The organism is Rhodococcus sp. NPDC057014 (genome assembly GCF_042673295.1).
In the GTDB taxonomy this organism is placed as follows: Bacteria; Actinomycetota; Actinomycetes; order Mycobacteriales; family Mycobacteriaceae; genus Rhodococcus_F.
Genome location: NZ_JBHUSF010000310.1, coordinates 1 through 10,836, shown reverse-complemented (window position 1 = coordinate 10,836; position 10,836 = coordinate 1). Strand labels below are relative to the sequence as shown.

Genomic DNA, 10,836 nt, shown 5'->3' with positions numbered 1-10,836 from the left:
CTGCGCGTTCTACGCGACGTCGATGGAGACGTTCCGATGCATGTTCAAGCGCCCCTTCCACGCTCGCGAGTTCGTTCAGCAGGCGTGGTTCATCGCCGGTGTGTCGATCATGCCAGCGCTGCTGATGGCGATTCCCTTCTGCATGATGTTCGTCTATCAGATCAACATCCTGCTGGCCGAGATCGGTGCCGTCGACCTCAGTGGCGCCGGCGCCGGCGTCGCGATCATTCGGGAAATCGGCCCGGTTGTCACGGTTCTCGTCGTGGCAGGTGCCGGCTCGACCGCGATCTGCGCCGACCTGGGTTCACGGACGATTCGTGAAGAGATCGACGCGATGAAGGTGCTGGGGATCGATCCGATTCAACGCCTCGTTGTGCCGAGGGTGTTGGCGTCGACTTTGATCGGGATGTTCCTGAACGGCCTCGTGTCGGCGGTCGGCCTGGTGGGCGGTTATATCGCGACGGTATACATGCAGGGCGCGTCGCCGGGGCAATACGTCACTGCGATCTCGATCCTGACCAAACTGCCCGACTTCCTCGTCAGCGAGGTGAAGGCGGCGGTGTTCGGCCTGCTGGCAGGACTCGTCGCGTGCCATTTGGGACTCAACGCGAAGGGCGGACCCAAGGGCGTGGGAGACGCAGTGAACCAGACCGTCGTGTTCAGCTTCCTGCTGCTTTTCCTCGCCAACTCGGTTATCACGACTCTCGCGCTGCACTGACAGCGCTCCACCTCTAGCCGCTAAGACGGCTGTCAACGGGAGAATTCTGTGTCGAAAGCTACTCGGGCCACCGGCGCGAGACCCAGGGTTGCCACGGTCGCGCTCAGCGTGGTCGATGCACCGATCGGCCACTTGGAGGAGATGGGGCGACAGCTCCATTTCTACAGCCATGCCGTCACCGCGATTCCGCGCACTTTCCGGCGGTACCGGAAGGAAACGCTCCGGCTACTCGCCGAGGTCAGCATGGGCACCGGCGCCCTCGCGGTCATCGGGGGAACTCTCGTCGTCATCTCCCTGCTCACCACCGCGGTCGGATACGAAGTGGGCCAGCAGGGTGCTACCTCGATGGGGCGCATCGGGATCGGCGCGCTGTCCGGATTCATCTCGGCGTTCTTCAATACCCGGGAGGCCATTCCGGTCATCGCAGGTATTGCGCTGACGGCAACGGTCGGTGCGGGTTTCACCGCGCAACTCGGCGCGATGCGCGTGAGCGAGGAGATCGATGCCATGGAGACCATGTCGATTCCGTCGCTCCCCTATCTGGTGACGACCCGGGTAATGGCCGGAATCATCGCGGTGATTCCGCTGTATGCGGTGGCGTTGTTCGTCGGATACGTCGCCACCCAGCTTGTTACCGAATACCTCGGCGAGGCGAGCGGAACGTACCAGCACTACTTCAACGTATTCCTCGTGCCCAGCGACGTCGCGTGGTCGATGGTGAAGGTCCTCGCGATGTCAGTGGTGGTGATGTGTGTGCACTGCTACCACGGTTACAACGCGAAGGGCGGGCCTGCGGGAGTCGGCGTCGCGGTCGGGCGGGCCGTGCGCACCTCCTTGATCGCGATCATGGTCATCGACCTGCTGATCGGAATCGCCGTCTACGGTGGCTCCGCCGGCGCCGTGAAAGTGGCGGGCTGACATGGGTGGCCATATCGAAGAGCGAAGCCGCCTGGTGTATGTACTCCTGGGGGTGTGTCTGGTGACGCTGTTCGCGATTGCGACGGCGGTATCCGTCGGCGTCTACCGCGGATCGTTCGCCTCGACCGTCCCGGTGACGTTGTACTCGGCGCGGTCGGGTCTCATGCTCGAACCCGGATCCGATATCAAGATGAGAGACGTCGTCGTCGGCCGGGTCTCGAAGGTGCAGCTGGTGGACGACCAGGCCCAGATAACCATGGACATCGACGAGAGCCGGACGTCGTCGATACCGGAGAACATCACTGCCGTGATCGATCCGACCACGTTGTTCGGTCGCAAGTTCGTCACACTCGTGCAGCCGGAGCATCCCTCGGCGACCACTGTGTCGGCGGGCTCGGTGGTCCGGGGCACCGGCGTGGCCACCGAGGTGAACGACCTCCTCGACTCGCTGGTGACGGTGCTGCGCACCGTGGAACCGCAGAAGGTCAACGCGACGTTGAGTGCGTTGTCCACGTCCCTGCAGGGCCGCGGCGACCAACTCGGCGACATGATGGTCGAGCTCGACACGTACCTGTCCGAGTTCAACGGCAGTCTTCCCACGTTGCAGCGCGATCTGGTCACGGGTGCCGAGGTCTCCGACGTCCTCGCCGACGCCGCTCCGGACCTCCTTCGGACCGTCGACCATGTCAGCACCACCGGTGACACGGTGACCGAGAAGAAGGATCAGTTCAGCGCGTTCCTGCTCAGTTTCAGCAGCTTCGGCAACAGCGGACGGAGTTTCTTCGAGGCCTCCGGCGAACCGTTGGAGAAGTCGCTGGATGTGCTGGAACCGACGACCGCACTGCTCGCACAGAATGCGCCGATGTATCCGTGCTTCTTGGCGAGCATGGACCAGACCAACAAATATCTCGAGCGCACCGTCGGTGGTAGTGATCAGGCCGGGTTGAACATCCTCGGCACCCTGTTGATGGGTGATCCGCCGTACACGTACCCGAAGAACGCGCCGAAGAACGGTGCGGACGGCGCACCGCGGTGCTACGACCCCGCGCAGGCACCGGGGCACACCGATTTCGACGACGGCAGCAAGGCATACCAGCCCGCGCGCGGTGTCGAAGACTTGATCGGTAACCCGTTCGCACAGTTCATGTTCGGAGGTGGGCGCTGATGACGAAGGCACCCGGAATCAAGTTGCTGATCTTCGTCCTGGTCACGTCGTTGACCGGATTCGGTGTCGCGACGGTGGTGGGCAACATGCGCTTCGGTAGCACAAACACCTATCAGGCCGTCTTCGCGAACGCGTCCGGCCTGGGCAACGGCGAGGACGTCAAGGTCGGTGGTGTGCCGATGGGCAAGGTGAAAGGGGTGGAGTTGGCCGCGGACGGCACCGCGGTGGTGTCGTTCTCCCTGTCCACCGAGCGCCCTCTGACGGAGGGGACCACGGCACGGATCAAGTACAAGAACCTGATCGGTGACCGTTACGTGGAGTTGTCGAATGGACCGGGTGCCATCGGTGCGCTCGACGGCCCGATCCCACTCCAGCAGACCACCCCGGCACTCGACCTCGACCAGGTGGTCAACGGGTTCCGGCCCCTCCTGCAGGGGCTCGACCCGGATCAGACCAATCAACTGTCCGCCTCTCTGATCGAGGTACTCAACGGCCAGGAGGCGAGCATCGGACGCCTGGTGAGTCAGATCGGGTCCTTGAGCAACACGCTCGCGGACCGGGATCAGGCGATCGGTCAGGTGGTGAGCAACTTCAACACCGTCGTCGGGACCGTGAACAATCGCGGTGACCAGTTTTCGACGCTCATCGACCAGCTTCAGCGGCTGGTCGCGGGCCTCGACGGTGACCGTGACCTGATCACCAACTCCCTGGTGAACATCGACCAGGTCACCGACAGTCTCTCGAGTGTGCTCGACCAGAACCGGCCGGCGATCGCGCAGGATGTCGTCGCATTGGGTGATCTGGCGGGCAATCTCAACGCCAACACCGACACCTTGAACATGGTGCTCTCCACCTTGCCCGAGAACTACCGCCTCATCAGCCGCGTCGCGGGCTACGGCAGTTTCGTGAACTTCTTCGTCTGTGGTCTCGCGATCAAGTACGCGTCCGGGCCCGGTCCCGGCGGCGTCACACCGATGTTCAAGGCTCCCGCAGAAAGGTGCCAGTGATGGCTCAGAAATCCTTCCTCGAGCGGGATGCGTTCCGCATGGGCCTGATCGGAACAGCGGTCCTGATCGGGGTCCTTCTCCTTGCGCTCAACTTCAAGTCCATCCCCGGTATCAGCGGGGCCACCACCTACCATGCCGAGTTCGCTGATGCCAGTGGCCTCGCCGTCGGTGACACGACGCAAATCGCCGGGGTGAAAGTCGGTGAGGTGAGGGAGCTTTCGATCAGCGGCGGAAAGGTCGACGTGGAGTTCGATGTGGACAGCGGCGCGGTCGGGCTCGGTGACGACACGACGGCTGCGATCAAGGTCGAAACTGCTCTCGGTCGGCGGTACGTGGAGATCACGCCGGGGCGTCACGGCGAGCTCGCCGACGACGCGACCATCCCCCTGGCGCAGACCAGCTCGGGATACGACATCACCCGGGCGCTCGAGGAGGTCACCGACAAGGTGTCCGAGACCGACACCGTGAACCTGTCCGGCGCACTCGAACAGGTGTCTTCGGTCGAAGACGAGCTTCCGCCGGACCTGCGGTCCTCTCTCGACGGGCTGTCCCGCCTGTCGGAGACGGTATCGAGCCGGGACGAGGAACTGCGTCGGTTGCTCGCGGGTGCGGCCGACGTGTCCAAGATCCTCGCGGATCGGGACGGTCAGGTCTCCGCATTGTTCGGCCAAGGCCAGTCGCTCTTCGCCGCGCTGAACAATCGGGCGGACACCATCCATCACGTCCTCGTGCAGTCCCGTCAGGTGGCCGATGCGCTCACCGGGCTGTCCCGCGACAACGCGGCAACACTCGGACCCACTCTCGATCAGATGAAGACTCTGGTGGCCACATTGAACAGCAATTACGACAACATCAACGCGTCGCTGACCGGCCTCGAACGGTTCGCGAGGCAGGTCGGTGAGGCGGTGGGCAGCGGACCGTTCTTCGGGGTGCTGCTGCACAACATCGTCCCGGCCAATCTCTCCGGGCAGCTTCCCGGAAGTTTCGGGGGGCCGCGCTGATGGCATCGGTACGTGAGATGGCACGGGCACTGCCTGCGAGACTGCTCGCCGTGGTGATCGCGGTCGCCCTCGTCGGGTTGCTGACCGCCGCCTGGATCGAAAACCACTCCGTCAACCACGTCACGGCCTACTTCCGGAACACCACCGGCATGTATGTCGGAGACCGGGTGATGATTCTCGGCGTCGAGGTCGGCCGCATCACGACGATCGAACCGGACGGCGAACGGGTCCGGGTGGAGTTCGATTACGACAACGAGTACGACGTCCCCGCCGACGCGAAGGCGGCAGTCGTCGCCCCGACACTGGTGACCGGCCGCTACATCCAGCTGGCGCCGGCCTACTCGGGTGGACCGACCCTGTCCGACGGCGACGAAATCCCCCTCGACCGCACCGCCGTCCCGGTCGAGTTCGACGAGATCAAGAAGCAGGTGGTCAAGCTCGCCGAGGACGCCGGCCGCACCCCGGAGCACCCGGACGGTTCGCTCAATCGCTTCGTGAGCAGCACCGCCAGGACCCTGGACGGGACGGGCACGGCGCTGCACGACTCCCTCACCCATCTCTCTGACGCCGCCACCACGCTGAACGCAAGCGGCGAGGACCTGTTCGGCACTGTTGAAAACCTGCAGAAGTTCACGACCGCCCTCGCTGCCAGCGACCAGCAGATTCGGGCGTTCAGCGGTGAACTGGCCAACGTGTCGGGGCTGCTCAACGCCAACCGGACCGAACTCGACGCACTGCTCAGCAGCATGTTGACCACGTTCCAGGAAGTCACGAAGTTCGTCGAAGACAACCGTGGGGCGCTGGTCGAGAATACCGGGCAGCTCGAAACCATCACCCGGTTGCTCGTCGACCGGCAAGACACCCTGATGTCGATCCTGCACGCCGGACCGACGGCGCTGTCGGACTTTTACAACATCTACGATCCCGATGCCAACTCACTCACGGGTGCCCTCGCCGTGCCCGAGATGCCGGACCCGCGCTCGCTCATCTGCGCGCTCTTGACCACGGTCGACGCACCCGCGAATGAATGCGCCACTGCTGCCGGAGCTTTCGCCGCACCACTGGCCAACGCGGCCGTGCAACAGGCAGCGTCAGCACCCGTCGCCAATCCGACTCCACCCGCAGGCGCGCCGGGATCTCCCGGCCCGAGTGATCCCGTCGCCTCCATCACCCAGAGTCTCCAGAACCTCATTCTTCCGGAGGGACCACGATGACGAACTCAATTCGGAGGTCGGCGCTCACCGCGACCATGCTCGTCGGCGTCGTGGCCGCGGCGGCAGGGTGCCGATTCGACGGAATCAATTCGATCGGACTGCCCGGCAACGTGGTCGGCGGTGACGCACACGAGGTGACGGTCGAACTGGCGGACATCCAGAATCTGGTGGGAAACTCGCCAGTGAAGGCTAACAACGTCATTGTGGGGAACATCAGCCACATCACGGGTGACAACTGGGGCGCCAAACTGACACTCGAGATCGATCCCCGGGCCGAGATCCCGGCGAACGTCAGCGCCAAGCTCGCACAAACCAGCGTGCTCGGCTCCCAGTACCTCGAGCTGACGGTGCCGCCCGGCGTCGAGGCGGTCGGTGCACTCGCCGACGGGGACGTGATCCCCCTCGACCGCACCAGTCAGTACCCGTCCACGGAGGAGGTGCTCTCGGCGCTGGCCCTCGTGCTCAACGGTAGTGGTTTGCAACAGATCCGCACCGTGACCTCCGAACTCAATCGCGTTCTGGGTGGCCGCGAGGAATCGTTGCGCAGCCTCTTCGGCAACCTCGAAGAGTTCGTCAGCGGAGTCGATCAACAGCGCGACGACATCGTCCGCGCGATCGACGGGCTCGACCGCCTCGGCGCGGAACTCGCCAGCCAGAATCAGACGATCGACCGAGGCATCACCTCGATCCAGCCGGCGCTGCAGATCCTGGACGAGCAGCAGAAGCAACTCACGACCATGCTGAACGACGTGGGCCGGTTCGGCGAGGTCGCCACCGAAGTGCTCGAGAGCAGCCGCGAGGACCTCGACGCGAATCTGCGGTCTCTGCAGCCGGTGCTCTCGCAGCTCGCCGCGGCCGGTGATCATCTTCCGGAAGCGCTCAAAATCGCTGCGACGGTCCCGTTCCCGGTGACCACGACTCAGCGCGCCATCAAGGGTGACTACATGAACTTGTTCCTCACGCTCGACGTCAGCGCCGAGACGGTCGGCGGCAAGGTTCTCGGCAGCATCCCCCTCGACGAGCTAGCGGGACTGAACCCGGCTCGCCAAGCGGTGAACCCGCTGTTGGCACCCACCGGTGCAACGACATCCAGCGGGCCCGCAACGTCCGCACCGAAGAACGGAGCACCGCGCTGATGAGATCGAAACTCGTTCGCTTCCAGCTCATCGTTTTCAGTGTGGTGGCCGTCCTCGCCGTCGGCAACGCCGCGGTCAATTACCTCGGGCTCAAGCGTGTCACCGGGATCGGCATGTACACGATCACGGCGGAGTTCGACAGCGCCGGAGGACTCTATGTGAACTCCCTGGTGACGTACCGCGGCGTCGACGTCGGCGTCGTGAAGTCGATCGACGTCGGCCCCGATCGGGCGTCCGCAGAACTGCAGCTCGATTCGGACTTCGCTGTTCCGGCGAACAGCCAGGCATTCGTCCGCAGCGTCTCGGCCATCGGCGAGCAGTATCTAGACCTCGTTCCGGCGTCCTCTGAGGGCCCCTTCCTCGAGGACGGCGACGTGATCACCGAGCAGAACACCGAGATCCCGGTACCCGCTTCCGAGGTCGTCGACAAGGTGAACGTACTCCTGTCGGAGCTGCCCGAGGACGACCTCCGGGTCACGGTCGACGAGGCCTACACCGCCTTCAACGGGGCGGGACCGGCCCTGTCACGGCTCATCGACTCCTCCCGTCCACTCATCGAACTCGCGCAGGCGAAGATCGGGACCACCCGAACCCTGCTCGACGACGCCGAACCGGTCCTCGCTGCCGGTGTCGACTCCCGCGCCGACATCGCGAGCTTCTCCCACGATCTGTCCTCGTTCTCCGAGCAGTTGGTGATGAGCGACGCACAGGTCCGTGGCGTCCTCGACAATGGGTCACAGTTCTTCGACACGGTCAGCGGCACTCTCGACGACGTCCGCCCCACCGTTCCGCTGCTGCTGGCGAACCTCCAGACAGTCGGTGAGGTCGCTCGCGTCAACATCCCTGGGATCCAGCAGATCCTGGTGATCTACCCGGCTGTGTCGGCGTCGATCAACTACATGCACCGAGGAGTCCAGACCGACGACCGGATGTACGGTCAGGGCGCCCTCGACGTCAAACTCGGCAACTCCGCGAACCCGCTCCCCTGCACCGAGGGGTACCAGGAAACGCAGCGCCGCGACCCCAGCGATCTCAGCGCGGTCCCGGCACCGGAAAATTCCTACTGCAAACTCCCGCCGGCCGACCCCCGGGTCGCCCGAGGGGCACGCAACATCCCCTGTGCGACCGATCCCACCGTGCGAACAGCCGAGATCGAGAACTGCCCGGGCGGTCTGCCGTCCACCTGGCCGGGAATGCTGGCCCGGCCCGGACAATCGTATTCGCCGCCGGCGACGGACACCGGCGCACCGAACGCGGGACCGATCGCGAGCCAACCCGCTCCCGGCGGTCCCGAACCCCTGACCGTCGCACCGGCCTCATGGTCGAACCCGCAGGACTTCACCGGCGGCAACGGCGACACCAGCGTCCCGTACGACCCGATCACCGGGAACTTCCGGGCACCGAACGGCGATCTTTACTCGATCGCCAGCGTTTCTGCACCAAAGTTAGAGGAGGAATTGACATGGCAGGCACTACTGCTCCGGTAGAGGTCGAACCAGACCTCGATCAAGCCGGGAACGATGCCGCGGCCGCGACAGCCGACTCCGAGGTGCGTAAAAGTACCCGAGGGTTCATCGTGACGACGGCGGCAGTCGCACTCGTCGCCCTCGCCGCCCTTGTCGTCGGCGGCGTCTCGTGGACGAACCTACGGGCCGAACAGACCGCACAGTCACGAGACCAACAGGTACTCGAGACGGCCCGGCAGGTGGTGGTCAACCTCGTGACCCTGCGACACCAGAGCGTCGACGAAGACATTCAGCGTGTGGCAGACGGCACCACCGGGCCGTTCCGAGACCAGTTCACCAGCGCATCGGGAAGTTTCGGTGACGTGCTCAACCAGGGCCAGGTGGAGTCGACCGGCGAAGTGAAGGAAGCCGGCCTCGTCAAGGCGGACGACGACCACGCCGTCGTCCTCGCCGCCGTGACATCCACGGTGAAAAACACCGAGGCACCCGACGGGGAGATCCGGGTGTACCGCATGAAGGTCTCCCTCGATTCGGTGGACGGCCGCTGGCTCGTCTCAGATGTGGAGTTCGTGGCATGAGAAACACACTCGCCCAAATACCCCAGGCAGTCGCAACCTGGTCCCTCGCACGTCGGCGGGCCACTCGCTATCTCACCGTGCTCGTCGCCGGTGGCCTCGTCGCGGTGGCCGCCGCCATCACCCTCCAGGTGCACGACCACCGCCAGGTCGACGCCGCGCAGACACAGGCGCGCGACCGCGCCACCCAACTGCTCGGCGACGTGTTGTCGTACGACTTCAACACCATCGACGCGCACTTCGCCGACATACTTCCCAGTCTCGGCGGCGACCTCCGCGGCCAGTTCGACAGCGTCGGCAAGGAGGTCATCATCCCATCGGCGAAACAACGCCAGGTCGTCACGTCGGCGACCGTCGTCGAATCGTCCGTCGTCTCCGCGTCGGAAGACGCAGTGACACTGTTGTTCTTCGTCAACCAGTCGACCACCAGCACCGACAGCGCCGCACCGAAATTGGACGGCAGCCGCGTCCGAGTCGGCATGACCGAGCAGGACGGGACATGGGTCATGTCGGAGTTGACCCCGGTCTGACCAATTCCCCGAAACAAGGGGATCAGTCGATGTTTTCGCAATCGTAGGAGGTAGTGGTGGGTGTCGAGGTATCCGTCGAAGGACTGACCAAGTCGTTCGGCTCGCAGAGAATCTGGCAGGACGTGTCGTTGACCCTCCCCACCGGCGAGGTCAGCGCGTTGCTCGGACCGTCCGGTACGGGAAAATCGGTGTTCCTGAAGTCGCTTATCGGTCTGCTCCGTCCGGAGCAGGGCTCGATCGTGATCGACGGCACCAACATTCTCGAGTGCTCGAGCAAGGAACTCTACGAGATCCGCAAGCTGTTCGGGGTGCTGTTTCAGGACGGTGCGTTGTTCGGATCGATGAATCTCTACGACAACGTCGCGTTCCCGTTGCGCGAACACACCAAAAAGTCCGAATCCGACGTCCGCAAGATCGTCATGGAGAAGATGGAACTCGTCGGCCTCCTCGGGGCCGAGGACAAACTGCCCGGCGAAATCTCCGGCGGTATGCGCAAACGCGCCGGCCTGGCGCGGGCGCTGGTACTGGACCCGCAGATCATCCTCGTCGACGAGCCCGACTCCGGTCTGGACCCGGTCCGCACCACCTACATTTCCCAGACGCTGATCGACATCAACGCCGAAATCGACGCAACGATCCTGATCGTCTCGCACAACATCAACCTCGCACGCACGGTGCCCGACAACATCGGCATGCTCTTCCGCCGGGAACTGGTGATGTTCGGTCCGCGGGAGGTGCTGCTCACCAGCGACCAGCCGGTCGTCAAACAATTCCTCAACGGCACCATGATCGGCCCGATCGGAATGTCCGAGGAAAAAGACGAAGCCACCATGGCCGCCGAACAGGCGATGGTCGACGCCGGCCACCACGCCGGCGGCGTCGACGATGTCGAAGGCATCGTCCCGCAGATGAAAGCCACACCCGGCATGCCGTTCCGGCAAGCCGTCGCCCGCCGCCAGGAACGCGTCCGGCACATCATGCACACCCTGCCGGAGAACGCCCAGATCGCGATCCACGAAAGTTTCGAGGAGAGCCTCGGCTCCTACGACGACACCGAGGAATTCCCGCTCTACGAGGAGCCGCTCGAATCCGTGTAAGCCACCGTC

11 protein-coding genes are annotated in these 10,836 nt (G+C 64.3%); all 11 read left to right on the top strand.

All coding sequences use genetic code 11. The annotated features are described in order from the left end of the window. On the top strand, nt 1–718 hold a 718-nt coding region (locus tag ACFTZB_RS37050), incomplete at its 5' end, for an MlaE family ABC transporter permease (protein ID WP_378439572.1). Nucleotides 719–859: 141 nt separating this feature from the next. Continuing rightward, entirely contained in the window at nt 860–1,636 is a 777-nt protein-coding gene (locus ACFTZB_RS37045; protein ID WP_037231384.1) for an ABC transporter permease, read from the top strand. Between the two features lies 1 nt (nt 1,637). After that, entirely contained in the window at nt 1,638–2,801 is a 1,164-nt protein-coding gene (locus ACFTZB_RS37040; RefSeq protein ID WP_378439570.1) for an MCE family protein, read from the top strand. Continuing rightward, a complete protein-coding gene (locus tag ACFTZB_RS37035; RefSeq protein WP_219459594.1) occupies nt 2,801–3,808 on the top strand; it encodes an MCE family protein in 1,008 nt (335 codons plus the stop codon). The genes ACFTZB_RS37040 and ACFTZB_RS37035 overlap by 1 nt, the downstream gene beginning before the upstream one ends. Further along, nucleotides 3,808–4,809 (top strand): MCE family protein, encoded by a 1,002-nt coding sequence (locus ACFTZB_RS37030; protein ID WP_378439567.1) that lies wholly within the window; start codon nt 3,808–3,810, stop codon nt 4,807–4,809. Before ACFTZB_RS37035 ends, ACFTZB_RS37030 begins: the two co-directional genes overlap by 1 nt. Further along, on the top strand, nt 4,809–6,023 hold the full coding sequence (locus ACFTZB_RS37025) for an MCE family protein (protein ID WP_378439565.1): 1,215 nt from the start codon (nt 4,809–4,811) through the stop codon (nt 6,021–6,023). Before ACFTZB_RS37030 ends, ACFTZB_RS37025 begins: the two co-directional genes overlap by 1 nt. Then, complete coding sequence (locus ACFTZB_RS37020) at nt 6,020–7,159, top strand: MCE family protein (protein WP_378439563.1); 1,140 nt, start codon at nt 6,020–6,022, stop codon at nt 7,157–7,159. The genes ACFTZB_RS37025 and ACFTZB_RS37020 overlap by 4 nt, the downstream gene beginning before the upstream one ends. Beyond that, nucleotides 7,159–8,646, top strand: coding sequence for an MCE family protein (locus tag ACFTZB_RS37015; protein WP_378439561.1), 1,488 nt, complete (start codon nt 7,159–7,161; stop codon nt 8,644–8,646). Before ACFTZB_RS37020 ends, ACFTZB_RS37015 begins: the two co-directional genes overlap by 1 nt. Further along, complete coding sequence (locus tag ACFTZB_RS37010; protein WP_378439559.1) at nt 8,622–9,203, top strand: hypothetical protein; 582 nt, start codon at nt 8,622–8,624, stop codon at nt 9,201–9,203. Before ACFTZB_RS37015 ends, ACFTZB_RS37010 begins: the two co-directional genes overlap by 25 nt. Next, complete coding sequence (locus ACFTZB_RS37005; protein ID WP_378439557.1) at nt 9,200–9,730, top strand: hypothetical protein; 531 nt, start codon at nt 9,200–9,202, stop codon at nt 9,728–9,730. Before ACFTZB_RS37010 ends, ACFTZB_RS37005 begins: the two co-directional genes overlap by 4 nt. Nucleotides 9,731–9,786: 56 nt before the next feature. Further along, nucleotides 9,787–10,827, top strand: a complete 1,041-nt coding sequence (locus tag ACFTZB_RS37000; RefSeq protein ID WP_007299690.1) for an ABC transporter ATP-binding protein — start codon at nt 9,787–9,789, stop codon at nt 10,825–10,827. Nucleotides 10,828–10,836 lie beyond the last annotated feature (9 nt).

Bases quoted from the DNA above. Each gene is read 5' to 3' on its own strand.
- ACFTZB_RS37045 (WP_037231384.1), top strand. From the start codon at position 860: ATGGGGCGACAGCTCCATTTCTACAGCCATGCCGTCACCGCGATTCCG.
- ACFTZB_RS37040 (WP_378439570.1), top strand. From the start codon at position 1,638: ATGGGTGGCCATATCGAAGAGCGAAGCCGCCTGGTGTATGTACTCCTG.
- ACFTZB_RS37035 (WP_219459594.1), top strand. From the start codon at position 2,801: ATGACGAAGGCACCCGGAATCAAGTTGCTGATCTTCGTCCTGGTCACG.
- ACFTZB_RS37030 (WP_378439567.1), top strand. From the start codon at position 3,808: ATGGCTCAGAAATCCTTCCTCGAGCGGGATGCGTTCCGCATGGGCCTG.
- ACFTZB_RS37025 (WP_378439565.1), top strand. From the start codon at position 4,809: ATGGCATCGGTACGTGAGATGGCACGGGCACTGCCTGCGAGACTGCTC.
- ACFTZB_RS37020 (WP_378439563.1), top strand. From the start codon at position 6,020: ATGACGAACTCAATTCGGAGGTCGGCGCTCACCGCGACCATGCTCGTC.
- ACFTZB_RS37015 (WP_378439561.1), top strand. From the start codon at position 7,159: ATGAGATCGAAACTCGTTCGCTTCCAGCTCATCGTTTTCAGTGTGGTG.
- ACFTZB_RS37010 (WP_378439559.1), top strand. From the start codon at position 8,622: ATGGCAGGCACTACTGCTCCGGTAGAGGTCGAACCAGACCTCGATCAA.
- ACFTZB_RS37005 (WP_378439557.1), top strand. From the start codon at position 9,200: ATGAGAAACACACTCGCCCAAATACCCCAGGCAGTCGCAACCTGGTCC.